This window comes from Delftia sp. WSY_12 (genome assembly GCF_043104645.1).
Classification (GTDB): Bacteria; Pseudomonadota; Gammaproteobacteria; order Burkholderiales; family Burkholderiaceae_C; genus Comamonas; species Comamonas tsuruhatensis.
In genome coordinates this window covers 142169-163517 of record NZ_JBICKW010000012.1, presented here as the reverse complement: position 1 = coordinate 163517, position 21349 = coordinate 142169, and the positions used below count along the sequence as shown (strand labels likewise).

The following is a 21349-nucleotide window of genomic DNA, read 5'->3' as shown; positions in this document are numbered from 1 at the left end:
TAGGCATAATCTTGGTTTGCACTCACCCCTTCCCGCAGCCGTTTTTAGTCAGAGGTTTTTTCCATGAAGTACGAGTCCGTCGGCCAGTTCCTTGATGAAGTCGCGCAACGCAATCCCGGCCAGCCCGAATTCCTGCAAGCCGTCACCGAAGTGATGGAAAGCCTGTGGCCCTTCATCGAGAAGAACCCCAAGTACGCCGAGCACGGACTGCTGGAGCGCCTGGTCGAGCCCGAGCGCGTGGTCATGTTCCGCGTGAGCTGGACCGACGACAAGGGCCAGGTGCAGGTCAACCGCGGCTTCCGCATCCAGCACAGCATGGCCATCGGCCCCTACAAGGGCGGCCTGCGTTTCCACCCCTCGGTCACGCTGTCGGTGCTCAAGTTCCTGGCGTTCGAGCAGACCTTCAAGAACGCGCTGACCACGCTGCCCATGGGCGGCGGCAAGGGCGGCTCGGACTTCGATCCCAAGGGCAAGAGCCCCGCTGAAGTCATGCGCTTTTGCCAGGCCTTCGTCACCGAGCTGTTCCGCCACGTGGGCCCGGACACCGACGTGCCGGCAGGCGACATCGGCGTGGGCGGCCGCGAAGTGGGCTTCATGGCCGGCATGTACAAGAAGCTGTCCAACAGCGCCGCCAGCGTGTTCACGGGCAAGGGCCTGTCCTTCGGCGGCTCGCTGATCCGCCCCGAAGCCACCGGCTACGGCACCGTCTACTTCGCCCAGGAAATGCTGGCCACGCGCGGCCAGTCCTTCGCAGGCAAGACCGTCTCCATCTCCGGCTCGGGCAATGTGGCCCAGTACGCCGTGGAAAAGGCCATGCAGCTGGGCGCCAAGGTGGTGTCGGTCTCCGACTCCTCGGGCACCGTGTATGACCAGGACGGCTTCACCACCGAGAAGCTGGCCATCCTGATGGACGTGAAGAACCACCGCTACGGCCGCGTGGACGAGTACGCCAAGCTGGTGGGCGCCGAGTTCCTGCGCGGCAAGACGCCGTGGCACCTGAAGGTGGACGTGGCCCTGCCCTGCGCCACGCAGAACGAACTGACCGAGGAAGATGCCAAGGTGCTGATCGCCAACGGCGTGGTCTGCGTGGCCGAAGGCGCCAACATGCCCTCGACCATCGAAGCCGCCAAGGCCTTCGAGAAGGCCGGCGTGCTGTACGCACCGGGCAAGGCCAGCAATGCCGGTGGCGTGGCCACCTCGGGCCTGGAGATGAGCCAGAACGCGGCCCGCCTGTCCTGGCCCGCCGAGGAAGTCGATGCCCGCCTGCTGCAGATCATGCAAGGCATCCACGCCGCCTGCCTGAAGTACGGCAAGCGCGAGGACGGCACGGTCAGCTACATCGACGGCGCCAACATCGCCGGCTTCGTCAAGGTAGCCGATGCCATGCTGGCCCAGGGCGTGATCTGAGCGTCAGCGCTCCCCACCCCTGACGAAAGCCCATGCAGCCTGCTGCATGGGCTTTTTTCATGGAAAGAGATGGATTCGCGCGCCTTACCTGTCGCGCACCGCATCGGCCAGCGCCGCCCAGGCCTTGAGCGTCAGCGCATGCGTGAAGGCCGCGCCCGCCACCGGGTGCGATGACAGCTTGACCACCACCATCTGCGCGGCCGGGTTCACGTGGATGAACTGGCCGTGAATGCCGGCGGCCTCGTAGGCGCCATCGGCGTTGTGCAGTACCCACCATTGGTTGCGGTAGCTGTAGCCGGGCCGCGCGGCCTGGATGCCGCGGAACTTGAACTGCTCGCGGTCGCCGCCGCGCGCAATGTCGTCCAGTACCGCCTTGTCGAAGATCTTGTGGCCGTTGAAGCTGCCGCCCAGGCGCAGCATCTCGCCCACGCGCGCCAGGTCACGCGCCGTGGCGTTCAGGCCCGCGCCCTGCAGCGGCGTGCCGGTGCTGTCCACCATCACATAGGCGTCTTCCTGCATGCCCAGCTTCTGCCAGATGTTCTCGCTCATGAGATCGCTCCAGCGCCGGCCCGTGACGCGCGAGACGATCCAGCCCAGCACCTCGGAATGCACGGTGCGGTAGACAAAGCCCTCGCCATGCGTGCCTTCCTTGGGCAGCGTCTTGAGGAAGTCGTACACATTGGTCGGCCCCGCGTAGCCGGGCGGACGCGGCAGCATGCCCGAGGCCCAGGAGTAGCCGAAGATCTCGGTCCTGGGGTCGGTGTAGTCCTCGCGAAAGCGCACGGCCCCGGTCATGTCCATGACCTGGCGCACCGTCATGTCGCCCCAGGCAGAGCCTTCCAGCTCGGGCACGTATTTAGTGACCAGGGCCTGGGGATCGATGCGCCCATCGTGGGCCAGTTGCGCGGCCATCAGGCCGGTGAACGATTTGGTGACCGAGAACAGCAGGTGCGGCGAGCTGGCCTGCATCTGGTTCTGGTAGCGCTCGAAGACCACCCGCCCCTTGTGCAGCACCACGATGGCGTCGGTGTAGGTGCGGTCCAGCCACTGGTCCACGGTGACGGGCTGGCCCTTGTCGTCGTCAAAGCGCAGGCCGCCCAGGGCCATGGGCGCTTCGGGCAGTGCCGAGGGCGCCGCCGCGCCGCGCCGGATGTTCTGCGTGGGCTGGATTTCGCGCAGGTGCTGCACCACCCAGCGCAGCTGTGGATAGCGGTAGCCGTTGGACACGTCCACGCGCTTGTCGGCGGCCGGCGGAAAGCCTTGCATCAGCCCCAGCTGCTCCAGGCGCACGCTGTCGGGCGGCGGCAGCGCGGGCGCTGCGGAGGCCTGTGCCTGGGCCGCCACCCAGCCGAGCAGTAGCACCAGCAGGGCCATGGCATGCCGGGAGCGCCGAAAGAGCGGACTGACCATCGTTGTCTCCTTGGTTTTTTGGAAACGGCCAGTCTTGCAGAAAGCCCCCGGCCGGTCACGGGTGTTCGCCCGCCCGCAGGCCGCAAGGCTGTCGTCTGCGCGACGAAGGTTTTAGTGGGGCATTCAGCGGCGCATCAAGGCCGCATCGCACCAGCGCTGCGCCACGGCCGGAGAAGTGGTGCAGACCGTGTCGTGCGTCACCGTGGTCACGGCGCGCTCCAGCAGCTGGATGTCGGCCTCGTGCTGGCGCGCCACATGCGGGTCCTCGAAGAAGATCACGCGCTGGCAGCGGCGGTCCAGCACCAGGTCGGCGATCTGCGCATCGCCGCCCAGCGGGCCGCTGTTGTAGCGGTCCACCCAGGGCCGGTCCTCGGGCCAGCCACGGCTCCAGGCCATTTCGTTGAGGCGCTGGCCCGTGGTGCCCGTGCCCACGCGCCGGCCAAAGCGCGACAGCAGCTCGAAGTTGCGCGCCGCGAAATCCAGCATGGTGGGCTTGAGCGCATCGTGGGCGATCAGCGCCAGCGTCTGCTGTGCGTAGTCGTGAAAGCGCTGCGCACCGGCATCCTTGGGCAGACCTGCCTGGATGCGCTCCATCTCGACCCAGTCCCGCGCCGAGGCCACGGTGGACAGGAAGGGCTTGCCATGGATCACGCACTGGCGCTTGAGCGCCACGGCCTCGGGAAAGATGGAGGACGGATCCACCGGGTCGGTGAAATAGATGGCCCCGTCGATGGTGCGCTCGTCACCTTCCACGCCCACCACCTCGGCCACCAGTTTCATCAGCCCGCCTTCGCGGCCATAGGGATAGCGGCGCAGGCCCCGGTAGGACGCCAGCATGCCGGCCGCCTGGATGGCATCGAAGGTGCGGCCCACGGCATGCAGGCCCAGCTGCAGCTCGCGGATGCCGGACTCGCAGGCGCGCAGCCAGCCGAACAGTGCGGCATCCTCGGTTTGGTGGTGGATTCGGTTGGCGGCCAGGCCCAGGCGTATCGGCATACAGGTTCACTCATCAACAGTGGGGAGAGGCCCGTGCAGCCAGGACAGCCTGCGGACCAGCGGCAAGAATAGCGCCAATCCATGACAGCGCCTGCCGGCACGGCAGCGGCGCTGAACTTTTGGCCGGCCCGTGCATCCATTGTTGCGTCATGCCCTCACTGCTTTCCCACCTGTGGCCCCGACGGCGCCTGCACCGGCTCACGGCAGCGCTGGGCGTGGCCGCGCTGCTGGCGGCCAGCGGCTGCTCCGTTCTGGATACCAAGCAGCGCGAATGGATCTTCCAGCCCAGCGACCGCAGCTGGCCCGGCGCCAACACGGCCGGCATGGAAGATGTCTGGATCGACATGCCAACGCAGGACGGCGCCCGCCTGCATGCGCTGTGGCTGCCCCAGCCGGCCACGGCCAGCAACGCCCCCGTGCTGCTGTACCTGCATGGCGCGCGCTGGAACGTTGCCGGCTCCTCGCCGCGCATCCGGCGGCTGCACGAGCTGGGCTTTTCGGTGCTGGCCATCGACTACCGGGGCTTTGGCAAGAGCAGCGCCGGCCTGCCGTCCGAGGAATCGGCCGCCGAGGACGCACGCGCCGGCTGGGACTGGCTGGGCCGGCACGCTCCGGACCGGCCGCGCTTCATCTTCGGCCATTCGCTGGGCGGCGCCATCGCCATCGACCTGGCGCGCAGCGTCCAGGATGAGGCCGGCGTCATGGTCGAGGCCACCTTCACCAGCATTCCCGACGTGGTCCGCAGCTTCCGCTGGGGCTGGCTGCCCGTGGGGCCGCTGATCACGCAGCGCTTTGCCTCCATCGACAAGGTGGCCGGCTTAGGCTCGCCGCTGCTGGTCGTGCACGGCAGCGCCGATCCGCTGATCCCCGCCACGCTGGGCCGCCAGCTGTTCGAGGCGGCCAGCGAGCCCAAGCGCTTCGTGCTCATCGAAGGCGGCAACCACCACAACACCCAGTCGCGCGCCATGGACCAGTACCGGCGGGCGCTGGACGAGCTGTTCGGGCTGCGCCTGCTCGCACAGGCGCCCACCGCGCCAGCTATTGCACCTCAGGTATTGCGCTAACATCCGCGCTTGCGGTGCAGGCCGCACCTGGACCTGCGGGAAGGGTTGAACCCACCTGTATGCGCCTCTCGGCGTTTTTCTCTTGCCACATGCCTTTGTGCGCCAAGCTGCAGGTCATTGGCCTTCGTGCACGGAGGTATCCCTGTGAAACGCATCCCCGCCCGGCCCGACATGGGCCATCTCAAGAAACAGGCCAAGCAACTGCTGGCCGCCTATCGCGCAGGCTCGGCCCAGGCCATGGAGCAATTGCGCGCCCACCTGCCCGCTGCCCGGGGCCGCACGGATGAAGCGCTGGCCGCCATGGACCTGCGGCTGCACGACGCCCAGTCCGCCGTGGCGCGCGAGCACGGTTTCGCCTCATGGAGCGAGCTGTCAGGCTACGTCGAGGCATGCCAGCGCCTGGCAGCGGACCCCGAGACATCCCGGCTGCACTGGCTGGCCCTGGTCTATGCCGGCGATGTGGCGGGCGGCACGCACCGCGCGCAGCCCGCGCTGGCCCGGCGCCTGCTGGACGAGCGGCCGGAGCTGCCGGGCAATGATCCCTGGATGGCCTGCGCCATCGGCAACCTGGCCGCGCTGCGCGAAGCCACGCACAGAGATCCCGGCTGGCTGCAGCGCGCAGGCGGGCCGCTGGGACTGCCGCCGCTGGTGGCCGTCACGCACTCGTGCCTGCTGCGCCTGCCCGAGTTCGCCGAGCCGCTGCGCGCCTGCGCGCGCTGGCTGCTGGACGCGGGCGCCGACCCGCTGCAGACCGTGGGCAATCGCTGGCCGCCGGCCTCGCTGCAGGCGCCCTCCGAGACCGAGCGGCTGTCAGCACTCTATGGCGCAGCAGGCCAGAACCATGATGCGCAACTGACGCAGATGCTGCTGCAGGCCGGGGCCGACCCCAACGACGGCGAATCGCTCTACCACTCTCTGGAAGGCACGCCGGCCAGCCGCGAATGCACGCGGCTGCTGCTGCAGGCGGGCGCGCGTGTGGAGGGCAGCAATGCCCTGTTCCGCGTGCTGGACCTGGACGATGAGCAGGCCCTGCGCCTGCTGCTGGACCACGGCGCCGATCCGAACGAGGACAACGGCCAGGGCGAATGGGGCCGCCCGCTGCTGTGGGCCATACGCCGGCTGCGCTCGCCCGCCCACGTGCAGGCCTTGCTGGATGCAGGAGCCGACCCGGCCACCCGCACACCGCAAGGCCTGGGCGCCGCCCGCCTGGCACGGCGCTTTGGCCTGGCCGACGTGGCCGTCCTGCTGGAACAGGCCACGGGCGCTGAACCCGCCACGCCCGAAGAACAGTTCGTTGCCGCCTGCGCCATGGGCGACCGGGCCCAGGCCGGAGGGCTTCTCGCGTCCCACCCGGGTCTGCTGCAAGGACTGTCTCACGAGCAGCTGCGCATGCTGCCCGAACTGGCAGCCCTGGGCCGCTTGGAGGCCGTGCGCTGCATGGTGGAACTGGGCTGGCCCATCGCTGCGCGCGGCGGCGACTGGGATGCATCCGCACTGAACCAGGCCGTTTTCCGTGGCGATGCCGCCATGGCGCGCTTCCTGCTGGAGCACGGCGCACAGTGGACCGAACGCCACGCCTATGGCGACAACTGCGCAGGAACCCTGTGCTGGGCATCGCTGAACCGGCCCGAATCCACGGAACCCGGCGGCGGCGACTGGCTGGGCTGCGCCCACGCCCTGCTGGACCACGGTATGCCCATGGCCCGGCCCGACCCCGAAGTACCCGGCTGCGTGCTCATCGACGGCAACCGGCAGCGGTATCCGGACGAGATCACGGATTTGCTGCTAGGGGTTGACGCGGACTAGGTCCGCCCGACCCGAAAACCCGTCCTGCCGGCTGGCCCGGCAGGATTCAGCTGCAGTGCCTGCATGGGTCAGAACAGATCAAACCGGCTCATGTAGGCATCGCATGCCAGCAGCCACGCATGTTCATCATTGGACCCCGAAGGCGGCGGGCCGATGAAGTTGTTGAGCCGGGATCTGGCGCGCAAAGGCTTGAGCAGGCGTGCCGCCTCGCCAAAGGCGGGCAGCGTCAGCCCCTGGTCCATATCCCCCAGTCCTGGGAAATCTCCTGCCCGTATCCCCAGACAGTTGCCTACATCCCCAGCCGAAAGATACTGGCTGGCCTGAACCTGCTTGCGCACCGCATCCCGACCACCCAGCTTTTCCAGCAAGGCATCACTCACAAAACTCAGCCAGTTGATGCTGTACATGGCGTTGTTGAAGTCATGGCTCATCAGCGCAAGACTGCCCAGGGCATTCAAGCCTGGAAAACGCTGCAGATAGGGGTACAGCATCTGCTGGCCCTTGCCATCGGGATCGATATTGCGCTCCTCCACTGCAGGCATGACACCCCATCCGGCAATGGCCCAGAAAGGCTGCATCAACTCCACCACCTGGGTGGTAATGCGGCCCACATTGTTTTCGGGCAGCTGATCCAGGACCCACCATGCAGGAAATGCCATGCGAATGAAAGACATGGAAGGGCCTATGCCAGGCGTCGTATATCTGTCATGCCCCCAAATACCTTCGTCATTCTCAATGCGACAGTAAAGGCGAAAGTCTTGCGCATTGTTCTCCCACACCTCAGGGGGATTTGGCTTGCCCGAAGCCATATGAAATATCAGTGCATAACCTTTTGGGTTATCAAAGCTTTTCTGCTTTTTTGCAGCCAACTTTCTTTGTGCTATCGCGCTGGTCAGCATGGCAGGCATTCCGTCGTACCAATAAACCAGTTTCTCCTTCCCTACAGCCTCACAAAAAATATCGACCACTTCCCATGCACGCTCACGCACAGCCAAGGAATCCCCTTCATGGAACACCATTTCAATGGTCCAGCCGGCTCTTGCGCAGACATCACCGAACTGATTGCACAGTACCAGCGCCTTGAGAATATCGATCGTCGCCACGGTGGCTTTTTGCAGCTCTCTGGTGCTCAAAGGTTTTTTGAAATCTTTTGCCATATCAACCCTCCATATTTCGCTATACCGAAGCCATCACCTCAAAAGGACAACCCGAGGACTCTTGCCAGTGCAGTCCCCACTATGCCTATACCTCGGAGCGCCCGCCCCAGCGCAGACGCACCGGCTGCAGCCCCGACCGCCGCCGCCGTATCCTTATTCACCCGCTCGGACAAAGAGATGGCCTTTTCCCTGTTGGCCTGCCATCGCGCTGCCTGGTTCAACACACCTTGGTTCGACTTTTCTCCATCGCCGTCGCACGCACAACTTCTTGCATCCAAGGCTTTCTTGAGAAACTTGTCTCCAAAAAGGTGCGTATAGGCCTGAAGCTGTGTCCTGCCGTCTGTCCCTTCCGCATTGGAAAAGCCATCCCCCGGAAACTTCATCTCATAGACCCGCTGCACGTTGTCCAGCACAGGCGGCAGGCGCGGGTTCTTCACCACGACCACATCCGGAATGCGCGAGCCCGCAGGCCGGCTGCGCGTGGGGCGCACGGGCTCGTTGCGCGACATGACAGGTGCTCTGTTCAGGTAAGGCACTTCCTGCTTGTAGTAGCCCCGGTAGCCTTCAAACCCATCGGCCTGCATGACCACGCCGGCCACGCAGCGCTGGCCCAGGCCGCCGGTCATGCAGCAGCAAAACAGCTCGCACAGCGCCCTGCGGTCCAGTTCGTTGTCGAAGTCCCGGGTGCCGCATACCTTGTTGAAGCCAACAAGCACGACAGCCTTGCACAGGTCCCTGGACCGCTTCAGGCGATTGAGGGCAATGAAGGCGGGAACCAGTTGCCCGCAGCTCATGTATCCGAGCGGATGGCCGGTGGCCGCTCCACTGCCCCATTCAACTCGTGGAAACGCCCTGCGCGGCTCAATGGCGCATGGATGTCTATCCTGAATGTCATTGGCTCCTTCGCCTGTGAAAGGCGCTCCCTTCCTTCTGAAAGGAAAATAATAGGAGCAATGAATTGGGCAGGTAAATCCTATTTTTCAGAGATTTCCAGGACTGAGCTGCCCGCAATTGGCAGCGGTCTCCTCTGAAAACTGGCAGAAAAAAGCCTAGGACAAGCAATGGCCAGAAAGCCTGTTTCAGGCGCCGCTCTCGCCTGTCACTCGGCAATCACCTCCTGCTGCAGGTCAAAGCCCCTGCGCTCCCGCACGCTCGTGCTGCCAGCGCCGCAACACAAACCCCAGCCACAGCGCCGTGAACACGGCCGCGCCAAAGACCCAGCCCGACAGCGCGCCCGCCATGCTGCCCGACAGCAGCGTGCCGATGGTGCAGCCCAGCCCCGTCATGGCGCCCCAGCCCAGCAAGGCGCCACCGGCCAGGCCGCGAGCCGCATCGCGCCAGGTGGGGCGGCGCGGCGTCCACTGGCGGCTGGCCACGGCAGCGCCCCAGGCACCGGCCACCAGGCCCAGCAGCAGCACGGCATGGGGCGTGAGCAGGCTGTTGAGCACGGCCGTGGCGCATCCGCCCAGGGTATCGAGGCCGTGCAGGCGCTCGGGCACCCAGCCGCCTGCCTGGGCCCAGCCGCGCACGGTGCTGCCCAGCGTGGTGGTCACGCCCAGCGGCCGCATGCGCACGATGGCGGCGGCCGCGATCAGGCCCACGGCCAGGCCGCCCAGCGCGGCGTTCCAGCGGCCTTGCCACAGTGACAGCCACAGCTGGCGCAGGCCCGGTGGCTGCGCCGGTTCTGCCGCAGGCCGGGGCCGTGCGCGGCCCGAGCGCCCATGAATGCGCCAGACCCAGGCCGCCAGCAGGCCCAGCACGGCCAGTTGCAGCGCCAGCGCGCCGCCATAGCCCAGATGGGCCGGCAGCCAGATGACGGGCGCATCGGCAATGGCCAGGCTGTACAGCGGGTTCCAGCTGCGAAACCCCAGCACGAAGCCCAGGCCCGTGCCGACCAGGGCAAAGGGCGCCACGGGCGAGCCCTCGCCCAGCCGGTACCAGTGGGCGCTGATGCACGAGCCCGAGACCGACATGCCCGCTCCAAAGGCCAGGCCCGCAAGGACCAGCACCCAGCTCACGGGACCTATGTGCATGTCGGGCGGCAACTGCCCGGGCTGGGGCACGGCCACCCAGCTGCCCAGCACCACGGTCATGCCCGCCGAGCCCACGGCCAGCGCCAGCAGGATGGAGAGCACGCCGCGCGGGTCGCCGAACTCGAACCAGTCGCGCGCATGGCAGTAAAAGCAAAAGCGCGAGCGCTGCAGCACCAGCCCCAGCAGCAGGCCCAGCGCCAGCGCAAAGACCAGGGTGCGCCCGCCGCCTTGCAGCTGCAGCTGCGCCGCCACAGGCCAGGCTGCGGCCAGCACGGCGGCCAGGGGCAGCCATCTGGTCCAGTCCCTTGCCCTGTGCCTGCCATTCACGTTCTGCGTGTGCTCACCGGTCACGCTTGTCATTGCTGCCCCCTTTTGTTGCCATCCACCCATAAAAAAGGGGCCCGCAGCCTGCGGGCCCCAAAGGAGCCGAGCTTTTGCCAAAGCCACACGTCACGCACCTGATCCGTCGAACCAAGAGCACTGACACCCCTCGCCCGGCCCCCGCCTTCAAGACAGGTTGATCGACGGCGGAATCATTTCGCGGCCCAGACCGTACCGGCCGGGTTGTTGATGGGCACGCCCACGGAGTTGCCGTATTCGGTCCACGAGCCGTCGTAGTTGCGCACCTGGTAGCCGAGGATCTTGGACAGCGCAAACCAGGTGTGGCTGGAGCGCTCGCCGATGCGGCAATAGGTGATGACGGGCTTGCTGCCGTCGATGCCCACGCCCGCATAGAGCTTCTTGAGTTCTTCGGCGGACTTGAAGCTGCCGTCCTCGCGCACGGCCTGCCCCCAGGGCACGTTGACGGCACCGGGGATGTGGCCGGCGCGGATGGCCAGCTCCGGCACGCCGGCCGGGGCGAAGACCTTGCCCTGGTATTCGTCGGCCGAGCGGATGTCGACGAGCCTGGCGTCGCTGCGACCTTCGGCCGAGGCCAGCGCATCGGTCAGGCGCGCGCGCAGCGCGGTGTTGACCTTGCCCACGCGGTAGGTGGTGGCCGCATATTCCGGGGCGCGGTTGTTGAGGGGGCGGTTCTCGGCCTCCCACTTCTTGCGGCCGCCGTCCAGCAGCTTGACGTTCTGCACGCCATAGATGTCGAAGACCCAGGCCCCCCAGGCCGCGAACCAGTTGTTGGTATCGCCGTACAGCACAACCGTGGTGCCGTCCTTCACGCCGGCCTGCGACAGCAGTTTCTCGAACTGCTCCTTGCCCACGATGTCGCGGCGCACCTTGTCGTTGAGATCGTTGTGCCACGAGAAATTGACCGCGCCCGGCACATGGGAGCGCTCGTACAGGCCGGGGTTGACGCTGACTTCGACGATGCGCACGTCGGCGCGGTTGAGGTTGGCCGCCAGCCATTCGGTGCTGACCAGCGGACCTTCGGGAACGGGCGCATTGGCATGGGCCGTGCCGCCGATCAGGGCCGCGACGTACAGCACGGTGCAGGCACCCTGGCGCAGGGTGGCGGGGATGGTGGAGAAAGCGGTCGGCGTTGCCATCACGGTCCTTTGTTCGCAGTTGCGTTGATTGCTCGGTTGGGGTCGGGTTGCTCTGCAATGCAATGTAGGCAGGGGCGGGCCGGTTCCCAACTGCGCAATCCGCAGATGGATATGCGCCGCCAAGGCATGGACAGCGGCACCCCGGGTTCTCTGCTACCCTCGGGCGCCTATGTCAGCGCCCCTGTCTCCCGCCGTCGCGCAAGCGCAGCCGGCCATGTCCCCCGTCCTGGTCGTCATCCTGCTCGGCCTGCTGCTGGGGCTTCAGCCGCTGGCCACAGATCTGTACCTGCCCGCCCTGCCCTCGATACAGGCAGCCTTCTCCACCCAGGTGTCCCAGGTGCAGCTCACGCTGACGGCCTTCCTGCTGGCCTTCGGCTGCTCGCAGCTGGCCTGGGGGCCGCTGTCCGACCGCTTCGGGCGCAGGCCCATCCTGCTGGCAGGCATGTCCATCTATGTGCTGGCGGCCCTGGGCAGCGCCAGCGCCGAGACCATGGAATCGCTGATTGCCTGGCGCGCGCTGCAGGGGGCATCGCTGGGCGCCGGCGTGATGTGTGCGCGCGCCATGGTGCGCGACCTGTTCGCGCCGCACCTGGGTGCCCAGGTCATGTCCAAGGCGCTGACCGGGCTGGGCGTGATCGCCTTCCTGAGCCCCGTCAGCGGCAGCCTGCTGGTGGATTCGCTGGGCTGGCGCTCGACCATGCTGGCCCAGGCCGTGATGGGTGCGCTGGCCCTGCTGCTGGTGGCCCTGCGCTTCACGGAGACACTGGCCCGCACCAATCCCACGGCGCTGCAGCCGCTGGCCCTGGCGCGCAACTGGATCACCATCGTGCGCCACCCGGGATTCCAGTCCTACCAGTTGCTGACCTGCTGCACCTATGCGGCCCTGTTCACCAACCTGGCCGCATCTTCCTTCACCTATATCCATGTGCTGGGCGTAAGCCGCACGGGCTACGGCCTGCTGATGGGCAGCAATGCGCTGTGCTACATCGCGGGCACCTTCCTGTGCCGCTGGCTGCTGCAGCGCATGGATGTGCGGCGCGCCGTGCAGATTGCCGGGCTGGCCAGCCTGCTGTCGGCCACGGCCATCGGCATTGCGGCGCTGGCCGATGCGCGCAGCCTCTGGGCCTATGCCCTGCCCTTCTATATCTTCCAGATCGCCCATGGCGTGCACATGCCCTGCGGCCAGAGCAATGCCATCGCGCCCTTCCCGCAGTCGGCGGGCACGGCCTCGGCGCTCAACGGCTTCACCATGATGCTCATCGCCTTTGCCATGGGACACTGGCTGGGCCTGCACCTGGACGGCCAGTCCACCCGGCCCATGGCCTTCGGCATCTGGTTCTGGGGCGTGTGCACGGCCCTGGTCGCCTGGGGGCTGGTGCGCCGCCACGGCGGGGTCGATGGCCACCGCTGATTTTCATTTCCTGCGTTTGCGTTTTTTGAATGTCCACCGCTTCCCCGCTCCCCTGCCTGGCCATCGCCGGCCCCACCGCTTCCGGCAAGACCGCTGCCGCCCTGGCCCTGGCCAGGCTGCTGGCCGAACGCGGCCAGGCCGCAGAAATCATCAGCGTGGACTCGGCCCTGGTCTATCGCGGCATGGACATCGGCACGGCCAAGCCCACGCCCGAAGAACTGGCTGCGTGCCCCCATCACCTGATCGATATCCGCGACCCGCTGCAGGCCTACAGCGCGGCCGAGTTCGTGCAGGACACGCAGCGCCTGGTGGCCGAGATCCGCGCGCGCGGCGCCCTGCCGCTGCTGGTGGGCGGCACCATGCTGTATTTCAAGGCCCTGCAGGATGGCATTGACGACATGCCGGCCGCCGACCCCGCCGTGCGCGAGCGGCTGGACGCCCAGGCCACCGAGATCGGCTGGCCCGCCATGCATGCGCTGCTGGCCCAGGTCGATCCCGCCACGGCCGCACGCCTGGCGCCGGCCGACAGCCAGCGCATACAGCGCGCGCTGGAGGTCTGGCAGGTGTCGGGCAAGCCGCTGTCCAGCTTTCATACGCGGGCGGGCAAGGATGCGGCACAGGGCCTGATCAGCCCCGGCGGCTTCTTCTCGCTGGAGCCGCAGGACCGCGCCTGGCTGCATGCACGCATCGCCCAGCGCTTCGACGCCATGCTGGACGCCGGCTTCATCGACGAAGTGCAACAGTTGCGCGCGCGCGGCGACCTGCACCTGGACCTGCCCTCCATCCGCTGCGTGGGCTACCGCCAGGCCTGGGAATCGCTGGACGGCCTGTACCCCATGGACTCGCTGCGCGAACGCGGCATTGCCGCCACGCGCCAGCTGGCCAAGCGCCAGATCACCTGGCTGCGCAGCATGCCCGCCCGCCATGCCATTGCCTGCGATATGCCCGATGCCCAGCAGCAACTGCTGCAGGCAGCGATGGCCGTGGTGGCCGCAGCAACCCAGGCCCGCAACGGCTGAACAGGAAACCGCCTTCATGACTGCCGCGCCCCGGGACAACACGCCGCTGACTCAGTCGCCGCTGCTTCAGGTCCAGGGCCTGGCGCGGCGCTACCGCAACGACGGCGGCACGGAAACCGCCGTCTTCGAGAACGTGGACTGCAGCGTGGCGCGCGGCGAGTTCGTGGCCATCGTGGGTGACTCGGGCGTGGGCAAGTCCACCTTTCTCAACTGCCTGGCCGGGCTCGATGAGTGGCAGCAGGGCCGCGTGCTGCACGAAGGCCAGGACCTGTCGGCCCTGGATGAAACCGGCCGCGCACTGTGGCGGCGCAGCCATGTGGGCTTCGTGTTCCAGGCCTTCCATGTACTGCCCCATCTGGATGTCTGGCACAACGTGGCCCTGCCGCTGATGCTGCTGCAGCGGCTGGATGCGGCGGGCTGCCAGCGCGTGCAGCAACTGCTGCAGGCCGTCGGGCTGCAGGGGCTGGAGCAGCGCCTGCCCTGGCAGCTCAGCGGCGGCCAGCTGCAGCGCGTGGCCATTGCACGCGCCCTGGTCCACGGACCGGCCCTGCTGCTGGCCGACGAGCCCACCGGCAACCTGGACCCCGGCACGGCCGCACAGGTCATGGAACTGCTGCTGCAGCAGACCCGCGAGCACCAGGCCGCCCTGGTGCTGGTCACGCACTCCATCGAGGCCGCGCGCCGTGCCGACCGCGTGCTGCGCCTGACCGCACAGGGCATGCAGCCCGCCTAGCGCCAAAGATCGCCCGCCCATGCTCGCCCTGCTTCGCACCTTTTCCTGGCAGGAGCTGCGCCAGCATCCCTGGCGCACGGCCACCGCCCTGGTGGCCATCATGCTGGGCGTGGCCCTGGGCTTTGCCGTGCATGTGATCAACCAGTCCGCGCTCGATGAGTTCTCGCGCGCCGTGCGCACGGTCAGCGGCCAGCCAGACCTGGAGTTGCGTGCCATGCAGGGCGGCCTGCCCGAATCGCTGTATGGCCGTGTTGCGCAGCAGCCCCAGGTCAGCCTGGCCGCACCCTGGATCGAAGCCACGGCCCTGGCCGGCACCGCCACGCCGGTGCAGTTGCGCGTGCTGGGCGGCGATGCGCTGCGGCTGGCGCCCGTGGCGCCTGCGCTCATGCCCCGGCTGTTCGATGGCGGCGGGCGGCTGGACCTGTTCGCGCCCGATGCGGTCTTCCTCAATGCAACGGCACTCGAAGCCCTGGGCCTGACGCCGGAGCAGGCGCGGCACACGCCCCTGCCATGGCAACTGGGCGGGCGCGCGCAGACCCTGCGCATCGCGGGCACGGTCGCTGCATCCGGCCCGCCGCTGGCCGTGATGGACATCGGTGCGCTGCAGGACAGCCTGCAGCGCTGGGGCCAGGTGGACCGCATCGATGTGCTGCTGGCCGAAGGCGCCACGCGCGAGTCCCTGCTGGCCGCGCTGCGCCGCCTGCCCGACTGGCCCGCCCAGACCCTGGCCAGCCGCCCCGGCGACGACCAGCAGCGCATAGCCGAGATGTCGCGCGCCTACCGCGTCAACCTCACGGTGCTGGCCCTGGTGGCGCTGTTCACGGGGGCGTTCCTGGTGTTCTCGGTGCTGGCGCTCAGCGTGGCCCAGCGCGCGCCGCAGTTCGCCCTGCTGGCCGTGCTGGGATTGACACCGCGCCAGCGCCTGGGCCTGGTGCTGCTGGAATCGCTACTGCTGGGCATGGTGGGCAGCGCGGCCGGCATTGCCCTGGGCGCGGGATTGGCCTGGCTGGCCCTGCACCTGCTGGGCGGTGACCTGGGCGGCGGCTACTTTGCCGGCGTGCAGCCCGCGCTGCAGTGGAGCGCCAGCGCCGCGCTGACCTTTGGCCTGCTGGGCGTGGCCGCCACCGTGGCTGGCGGCTGGTGGCCGGCGCGCCAGGCCATGGAGTTGCCGCCCGCCGCCACGCTCAAGGGCCAGGGCGCGGGCTCCGAACGCGCGGCGCGCGGCATGCCAGCCCTGCTGCTGATGGCAGCCAGCGTGGCCCTGGCCTTTGTGCCGCCCGTGGCCGGCATTCCCCTGGCCGCCTATGCCGCCGTGGCCCTGCTGCTGCTGGGCGGCATGGCCGCCCTGCCCTGGTTGCTGGGCCAGCTGTTGCGCCTGGTGCCGCAATCGCTGCTGCGCCAGCCGCTGGCCCTGCTGCCCGTGGAGCGCGCACGGCGCATGCGCCGCAGCACCACGGTGGCCGTGGGCGGCGTGGTGGCCAGCCTGAGCCTGGCCGTGGCGCTGACCGTGATGGTGGCCAGCTTCAGGGACAGCATGATCGCCTGGCTGGATGCCGTGCTGCCCGCCCCGCTGTACCTGCGCACGGCCGGCAGCGCAGGCCGTGCCGATGCCGCGCCCCTGCCCGCCGATCTGGCCGCGCGCATTGCCGCCCTGCCTGGCGTGCAGCGCGCCCAGCCCATGCGCAGCACCAGCCTGTGGCTCAGCCCGGATCGCCCCGCCGTCAGCCTGCTGCTGCGTCCGCTGTATGGCCCCCAGGGCCAGCAGTTGCCGTGGATACAAGGCCCCGTGCAAGCGCCCGCTGGCAGCACGCCCGTCTATGTCAGTGAAGCCGTGGCCCAACTCTATGGCGTGCGGCCGGGCCAGGAGTGGCCGCTGCTGGCCCAGGCCCTGCCGTCGGAAGATTCCCGCGTGTTTGTGGCCGGCATCTGGCGCGACTATGTGCGCCAGTTCGGCGCCATCGCCATGGACTGGGACGACTACCAACGGCTTGCCGACGGCAGCGCCACCACGGCAGGCCCCACCGAAATCGCCATCTGGCCGGACGGCGACGACACGGCCACGGCGCAGCAGCTGCAGGCGCGCATCCAGTCGCTGATGGCCGGGCCGGGCGCCGCGCAGGCACTGGAGTTCGCCAGCAGCGGCGCGCTGCGCGAGCGCTCCATGCGCATCTTCGACCGCAGCTTTGCCGTGACCTACTGGCTGCAGGCCGTGGCCATCGGCATCGGCCTGTTCGGCATCGCGGCCAGCTTCAGCGCCCAGGTGCTGGCGCGGCGCAAGGAATTCGGCCTGCTCGCCCACCTGGGCCTGACGCGGCGCGACATCCTGGCGGTGGTGGCCGGCGAAGGCATGGCCTGGACCACGGCCGGCGCCATCGCCGGCAGCCTGCTGGGCCTGGGCGTTGCCGTGATCCTGGTGCATGTGGTGAATCCGCAAAGCTTTCACTGGACCATGGAGCTGTCCCTGCCGTGGCCCCGCCTTTTGGCGCTGGCTGCCAGCGTGATCGCGGCAGGCACGCTGACGGCCTGGCTGGCAGGGCGTGCGGCTGCAGGGCGCGAGGCAGTGCTGGCGGTCAAGGAGGATTGGTAAGAGGCAGCCTGCGACAATGGCCGCCATGCCGCACACCACCTCCCCCTGGCTGCATGAAGCCATCAACCGCATCGAGGCCGACTACCAGCGCAGCGCCGACACGCACCTGATACCGCTGCCCCTGCCCGGCTTTGCCGGCCTGGGGATCGATCTCTACCTCAAGGACGAATCCACCCATCCCACGGGCAGCCTCAAGCACCGGCTGGCGCGCTCGCTGTTTCTCTATGCGCTGTGCAATGGCTGGGTGCATGAGGGCTCGACCATCGTCGAGGCATCGAGCGGCTCCACGGCCGTGAGCGAGGCCTACTTCGCGCGCCTGCTGGGCCTGCCCTTCGTGGCCGTGATGCCGCGCAGCACCTCGGTGGAGAAGATTGCACTGATCGAGTTCTACGGCGGCCGCTGCCATCTGGTGGACAGCGCCGCCCAGGTCTACGACGAGGCACGCGCCGTGGCCGCACAGGCCGGCGGCCACTACATGGACCAGTTCACCTATGCCGAGCGCGCCACCGACTGGCGTGGCAACAACAATATTGCGGAGAGCATGTTCACCCAGATGCGGCGCGAGCGCCATGCCGTGCCGCGCTGGATCGTGGTGGGCGCGGGCACGGGCGGCACCAGTGCCACCATCGGCCGCTACGTGCGTTTCCAGCGCCATGCCACGGGCATCTGCGTGGCCGACCCCGAGGGCTCGGTGTTCGCCGCCTACCACCGCACGGGCGATGCCACCCTCACCGCGCCGGGCTCGCGCATCGAGGGCATAGGCCGCCCGCGCGTGGAGCCCAGCTTCGTGCGCACGCTGGTGGACCGCATGGAGGAAGTGGCGGACTGCGATTCCCTGGCCGCCATGCGCAGCCTGTCCGCACTGCTGGGCCGGCGCGTGGGGCCGTCCACGGGCACCAACTACGTGGCCATGCTCAGGCTGGCCAGCGAGATGCGCCAGCGCGGCGAGCAGGGCTCCATCCTCTCGCTGCTGTGCGATGCGGGCGAGCGCTACCTGCCCACCTACCATGATGCGGACTGGGTGATGCAGCGCATCGGCGACTGCGGGCCGGCCCAGGCGCGCATCGCGCAGCTGCAAGGCTGATCCATGATGCCCCTGCCCCGCCGCCATCTGCTGGGCCTGGCTGCCGGCCTGGGCCTGGGGGCGGCAGGACTGCCCGCCCAGGCACTGCCGCCACGCACGCTGGTCTTCCCGCGCGACCACGGCAGCCACCCCGGGCTGCGCACCGAGTGGTGGTACATCACCGGCCAGGCACGCGCGGCGGGCCGGGCCTGGGGTTTCCAGATCACCTTCTTCCGGTCGCGCGTGCAGGCCACGCAGGAGCTGCGCTCCGCCTTTGCGGCGCGCCAGCTGCTGTTTGCCCATGCTGCGCTGTGCGATGTGCAGGGCGCTCGCCTGCACCACGACCAGCGCATTGCGCGCGCAGGCTTTGGCATTGCCCAGGCCAGCGAGGCCGATGCCGACGTGCGGCTGCAGGACTGGTCGCTGCAGCGCACCGATGAAGGTGCTGCCGAGCGCTATACCACGCGCCTGCGCAGCAGCACATTCGCCCTGGATCTGCGCTTTGACACCCGCCTGCCCCCCTTGCTTCAGGGCCGCGCCGGCCTGTCGCGCAAGGGTCCCGAACCCGAGCAGGCCAGCTACTACTACAGCCGCCCGCAGCTGCAGGTGAGCGGCACGCTGGAGCTGGCAGGCCAGCGCATGGCGATAGAAGCTGCACGCGAGCCCGGCGACAACCGCGCCTGGCTGGACCATGAATGGAGCCAGGCCCTGCTGCACCCCGAGGCCGTGGGCTGGGACTGGATAGGCATGAACCTGTTCGACGGCGGCGCGCTCACGGCCTTTCGCGTGCGACGGGCGGATGGCAGCGCGTTGTGGGCTGGCGGCTCGCTGCGCGGTGTGGATGGCACGCTGCAGGTCTTCGCCCACGATGCAGTGCAGTTCACGCCGCTGCGCCACTGGAGCAGCCCTGCCAGCGGAGCGCGCTACCCCGTGCAATGGCAGGTGGACACGCCCGTAGGCCGCTTCACCGTGAACGCCCTGATCGATGACCAGGAGCTGGACAGCAGCGCCTCCACCGGCGCCATCTACTGGGAGGGCCTGTGCAGCCTGCAAAAGCCCACCGGCCCGGGCCAGGAGGCGCGAGCCGGTCAGGGATACCTGGAGATGACGGGCTACGCCCGGCCGCTGCAGTTGTAGCTATGGCAGTCAACAGCATGGGCACGTAGCCCACCCCCTTGAAACCGTCCCAACCCGGCTCTCAAGGGGTACGCTTTTTCTGCAGCCGGACGATCAACTCGCCCATGATGCCCTTGCGGAACAGCAGCACGCAGACCACGAAGATCAGGCCCGTGACGATGGTCACCGACTCGCCCAGCGTGGAGAACCACTCCACGCCCGTGAGGCGCTGCAGGAAGAGGCCGAACTCGCCGATCTTGTTCTCCAGCATGACCACCACGGCCGAGCCCAGGATCGGGCCGGACAGCGTGCCCAGGCCGCCCATCAGCGTCATCAGGATCACGTGGCCGGAGGTGGTCCAGTGCACATCCGACAGCGTGGCAAAGCCCAGCACCACGGTCTTGAGCGAACCGGCCAGGCCCGTGAGCGCGGCCGAGATCACGAAGGCCAGCAGCTTGAAGCGCGCCACGTCATAGCCCAGCGAGGTCGCGCGCGGCTCGTTCTCCTTGATGGCCTTGAGCACCTGGCCGAAGGGCGAGTGGATGGTGCGCACGATCAGCAGGAAGGCCAGGACCACGATGACCAGCGTGACGTAGTACATGGTCATGTCGCTGGCCAGGTCGATGAGGCCGAACAGCTTGCCGCGCGGCACGCCCTGCAGCCCGTCCTCGCCGCCCGTGAAGGGCGCCTGCAGGCACACGAAGAACAGCATCTGGGCCAGCGCCAGCGTGATCATGGAAAAGTAGATGCCCTGGCGGCGGATGGCCAGCCAGCCGAAGATCAGCCCCAGCAGCGCGCCGCCGGCCGTGCCGGCCAGCATGGCCAGCTCGGGCGTGAAGCCCCAGCCCTTGATGGCGTAGCCCGTCACATAGGCCGCGCCGCCCAGGAAGGCCGCGTGGCCGAAGGACAGCAGGCCCGTGTAGCCCAGCAGCAGGTTGAAGGCCGAGGCGAACAGTGCGAAGCACATGAGCTTCATCACGAACACCGGATACGCGCCCAGCAGGGGCGCCGCCAGCAGGCCCAGCAGCAGCAGGCCATAGCCCCAGGGGGCAATGCGTTGAACGAGAGTCTTGGATTTCATGTGGTCGGCCCCTTGTCCTCGTTCTTGTTATTTCTCTTTGCCGAACAGGCCGGCGGGGCGGATGAGCAAAACGATGACCATGATGAAGAACACCACGGTGGACGATGCCTCGGGCCAGAAGACCTTGGTCAGGCCCTCGATCACCCCCAGGCCCAGGCCGGTGAGGATGGAGCCCATGATGGAGCCCATGCCTCCGATCACCACCACGGCGAAGACCACGATGATGAGGTTCTGCCCCATCAGCGGCGTGACCTGGTAGACGGGCGCCGCCAGCACGCCGGCAAACGCCGCCAGCGCCGCGCCGAAGGCATAGGTCAGCGTGATCATCACGGGCACGTTGACGCCGAAGGCCTCGACCAGGCGCGGGTTCTCGGTGCCGGCCCGCAGGTAGGCGCCGATGCGCGTCTTCTCGATCATGAACCAGGTGGCCACGCAGACCACGATGGAGGCCAGCACCACCCAGGCGCGGTAGTTGGGCAGGATCATGAAGCCCAGGTTGGTCGCGCCCTCCAGCAGCTCGGGCGTGTCATAGCCCAGCCCCGAGACGCCGTAGACCGAGCGGAACAGGCCCTCGATCAGCAGCGACAGGCCCAGGGTCAGCAGCAGGCCGTAGAGATGGTCGAGCTTGTAGATCCAGCGCAACAGGAAGCGCTCGATCAGCACCCCCAGCAGGCCCACCAGCAGCGGCGACAGCACCAGCATCACCCAGTAGTTGATGTTGAAGTAGCTCATGGCCATCCAGGTGACCATGGCGCCCAGCATGAACAACGCGCCGTGGGCGAAGTTGATCACGTTGAGCAGGCCGAAGATCACCGCCAGCCCCAGGCTGAGGATGGCGTAGAACGAGCCGTTGACCAGCCCCAGAAGGAGCTGGCTCATCAGGCCTGGCAGGGAAACACCAAAGATTTCCATGGGATGCAGCTGTCGTGGTTGGCCGGGTGGCGGTTGGGGGTCAGTGGCGGCGCAG

17 protein-coding genes are annotated in these 21349 nt (G+C 68.0%); 9 read left to right on the top strand and 8 right to left on the bottom strand.

The window, feature by feature from the left end; all coding sequences use genetic code 11:
- Positions 1-63 precede the first annotated feature (63 nt).
- The gene (gene gdhA, locus ACF8LI_RS06305) at positions 64-1407 is read left to right on the top strand and encodes an NADP-specific glutamate dehydrogenase (protein WP_016447677.1); all 1344 of its coding nucleotides are present in this window, start codon (positions 64-66) and stop codon (positions 1405-1407) included.
- Positions 1408-1491: 84 nt separating this feature from the next.
- Here gdhA and ACF8LI_RS06300 read toward each other — a convergent pair whose 3' ends face one another.
- Together ACF8LI_RS06300 and ACF8LI_RS06295 are read right to left on the bottom strand one after the other, a co-directional pair.
- Positions 1492-2817, bottom strand: a complete 1326-nt coding sequence (locus tag ACF8LI_RS06300) for a serine hydrolase domain-containing protein (RefSeq protein WP_392414732.1) — start codon at positions 2815-2817, stop codon at positions 1492-1494.
- 123 nt (positions 2818-2940) lie between these two features.
- Positions 2941-3813: a methylglyoxal synthase gene (locus tag ACF8LI_RS06295; protein ID WP_016447679.1), complete on the bottom strand. Its 873-nt coding sequence runs from the start codon at positions 3811-3813 to the stop codon at positions 2941-2943.
- Between the two features lie 149 nt (positions 3814-3962).
- Between ACF8LI_RS06295 and ACF8LI_RS06290 the strand changes: the two genes are divergently transcribed.
- A complete protein-coding gene (locus tag ACF8LI_RS06290; RefSeq protein WP_392414733.1) occupies positions 3963-4877 on the top strand; it encodes an alpha/beta hydrolase in 915 nt (304 codons plus the stop codon).
- Between the two features lie 144 nt (positions 4878-5021).
- Positions 5022-6683 carry an ankyrin repeat domain-containing protein gene (locus ACF8LI_RS06285; protein WP_392414734.1) on the top strand — a complete coding sequence of 554 codons (1662 nt, stop codon included), beginning with the start codon at positions 5022-5024 and terminating at the stop codon, positions 6681-6683.
- Positions 6684-6751: 68 nt separating this feature from the next.
- Here ACF8LI_RS06285 and ACF8LI_RS06280 read toward each other — a convergent pair whose 3' ends face one another.
- From ACF8LI_RS06280 to ACF8LI_RS06265, 4 genes are all read right to left on the bottom strand, one after another.
- Positions 6752-7840: a type VI immunity family protein gene (locus tag ACF8LI_RS06280; RefSeq protein WP_209801631.1), complete on the bottom strand. Its 1089-nt coding sequence runs from the start codon at positions 7838-7840 to the stop codon at positions 6752-6754.
- A 38-nt stretch (positions 7841-7878) separates the two neighbouring features.
- Positions 7879-8634 carry a hypothetical protein gene (locus tag ACF8LI_RS06275; RefSeq protein ID WP_392414735.1) on the bottom strand — a complete coding sequence of 252 codons (756 nt, stop codon included), beginning with the start codon at positions 8632-8634 and terminating at the stop codon, positions 7879-7881.
- A 333-nt stretch (positions 8635-8967) separates the two neighbouring features.
- Positions 8968-10233 (bottom strand): YeeE/YedE family protein, encoded by a 1266-nt coding sequence (locus ACF8LI_RS06270; protein WP_016451221.1) that lies wholly within the window; start codon positions 10231-10233, stop codon positions 8968-8970.
- Positions 10234-10406: 173 nt separating this feature from the next.
- On the bottom strand, positions 10407-11372 hold the full coding sequence (locus ACF8LI_RS06265) for a sulfurtransferase (RefSeq protein ID WP_017407485.1): 966 nt from the start codon (positions 11370-11372) through the stop codon (positions 10407-10409).
- Between the two features lie 214 nt (positions 11373-11586).
- Here ACF8LI_RS06265 and ACF8LI_RS06260 point away from each other — a divergent pair, with 214 nt between their 5' ends.
- From ACF8LI_RS06260 to ACF8LI_RS06235, 6 genes are read left to right on the top strand one after another with little or no spacing between them, the layout of a single operon-like run.
- Entirely contained in the window at positions 11587-12783 is a 1197-nt protein-coding gene (locus ACF8LI_RS06260) for a multidrug effflux MFS transporter (RefSeq protein WP_392414736.1), read from the top strand.
- 29 nt (positions 12784-12812) lie between these two features.
- Positions 12813-13802, top strand: coding sequence for a tRNA (adenosine(37)-N6)-dimethylallyltransferase MiaA (gene miaA, locus ACF8LI_RS06255; RefSeq protein WP_392414737.1), 990 nt, complete (start codon positions 12813-12815; stop codon positions 13800-13802).
- 16 nt (positions 13803-13818) lie between these two features.
- Entirely contained in the window at positions 13819-14535 is a 717-nt protein-coding gene (locus ACF8LI_RS06250) for an ABC transporter ATP-binding protein (protein ID WP_392414738.1), read from the top strand.
- 19 nt (positions 14536-14554) lie between these two features.
- Entirely contained in the window at positions 14555-17122 is a 2568-nt protein-coding gene (locus tag ACF8LI_RS06245; RefSeq protein WP_392414739.1) for an FtsX-like permease family protein, read from the top strand.
- Positions 17123-17138: 16 nt separating this feature from the next.
- Positions 17139-18206: a PLP-dependent cysteine synthase family protein gene (locus tag ACF8LI_RS06240; RefSeq protein ID WP_016447693.1), complete on the top strand. Its 1068-nt coding sequence runs from the start codon at positions 17139-17141 to the stop codon at positions 18204-18206.
- A gap of 3 nt (positions 18207-18209) precedes the next feature.
- On the top strand, positions 18210-19322 hold the full coding sequence (locus ACF8LI_RS06235; RefSeq protein ID WP_392414740.1) for a lipocalin-like domain-containing protein: 1113 nt from the start codon (positions 18210-18212) through the stop codon (positions 19320-19322).
- A 61-nt stretch (positions 19323-19383) separates the two neighbouring features.
- Here the strand turns inward: ACF8LI_RS06235 and ACF8LI_RS06230 are convergent, their stop codons facing one another.
- Both ACF8LI_RS06230 and ACF8LI_RS06225 read right to left on the bottom strand, forming a co-directional pair.
- Complete coding sequence (locus ACF8LI_RS06230; protein ID WP_016447695.1) at positions 19384-20382, bottom strand: branched-chain amino acid ABC transporter permease; 999 nt, start codon at positions 20380-20382, stop codon at positions 19384-19386.
- Positions 20383-20409: 27 nt separating this feature from the next.
- Entirely contained in the window at positions 20410-21294 is an 885-nt protein-coding gene (locus ACF8LI_RS06225) for a branched-chain amino acid ABC transporter permease (RefSeq protein ID WP_012206960.1), read from the bottom strand.
- Positions 21295-21349: the final 55 nt, after the last annotated feature.

Excerpts from the sequence above, each read along its gene's own strand:
- ACF8LI_RS06270 (WP_016451221.1), bottom strand. The coding sequence starts at position 10,233 with ATGACAAGCGTGACCGGTGAGCACACGCAGAACGTGAATGGCAGGCAC.
- ACF8LI_RS06245 (WP_392414739.1), top strand. The coding sequence starts at position 14,555 with ATGCTCGCCCTGCTTCGCACCTTTTCCTGGCAGGAGCTGCGCCAGCAT.
- ACF8LI_RS06250 (WP_392414738.1), top strand. The coding sequence starts at position 13,819 with ATGACTGCCGCGCCCCGGGACAACACGCCGCTGACTCAGTCGCCGCTG.
- miaA (WP_392414737.1), top strand. The coding sequence starts at position 12,813 with ATGTCCACCGCTTCCCCGCTCCCCTGCCTGGCCATCGCCGGCCCCACC.
- ACF8LI_RS06290 (WP_392414733.1), top strand. The coding sequence starts at position 3,963 with ATGCCCTCACTGCTTTCCCACCTGTGGCCCCGACGGCGCCTGCACCGG.
- ACF8LI_RS06235 (WP_392414740.1), top strand. The coding sequence starts at position 18,210 with ATGATGCCCCTGCCCCGCCGCCATCTGCTGGGCCTGGCTGCCGGCCTG.
- ACF8LI_RS06300 (WP_392414732.1), bottom strand. The coding sequence starts at position 2,817 with ATGGTCAGTCCGCTCTTTCGGCGCTCCCGGCATGCCATGGCCCTGCTG.
- ACF8LI_RS06275 (WP_392414735.1), bottom strand. The coding sequence starts at position 8,634 with ATGAGCTGCGGGCAACTGGTTCCCGCCTTCATTGCCCTCAATCGCCTG.
- gdhA (WP_016447677.1), top strand. The coding sequence starts at position 64 with ATGAAGTACGAGTCCGTCGGCCAGTTCCTTGATGAAGTCGCGCAACGC.
- ACF8LI_RS06280 (WP_209801631.1), bottom strand. The coding sequence starts at position 7,840 with ATGGCAAAAGATTTCAAAAAACCTTTGAGCACCAGAGAGCTGCAAAAA.
- ACF8LI_RS06265 (WP_017407485.1), bottom strand. The coding sequence starts at position 11,372 with ATGGCAACGCCGACCGCTTTCTCCACCATCCCCGCCACCCTGCGCCAG.
- ACF8LI_RS06260 (WP_392414736.1), top strand. The coding sequence starts at position 11,587 with ATGTCCCCCGTCCTGGTCGTCATCCTGCTCGGCCTGCTGCTGGGGCTT.
- ACF8LI_RS06230 (WP_016447695.1), bottom strand. The coding sequence starts at position 20,382 with ATGAAATCCAAGACTCTCGTTCAACGCATTGCCCCCTGGGGCTATGGC.
- ACF8LI_RS06295 (WP_016447679.1), bottom strand. The coding sequence starts at position 3,813 with ATGCCGATACGCCTGGGCCTGGCCGCCAACCGAATCCACCACCAAACC.
- ACF8LI_RS06225 (WP_012206960.1), bottom strand. The coding sequence starts at position 21,294 with ATGGAAATCTTTGGTGTTTCCCTGCCAGGCCTGATGAGCCAGCTCCTT.
- ACF8LI_RS06240 (WP_016447693.1), top strand. The coding sequence starts at position 17,139 with ATGGCCGCCATGCCGCACACCACCTCCCCCTGGCTGCATGAAGCCATC.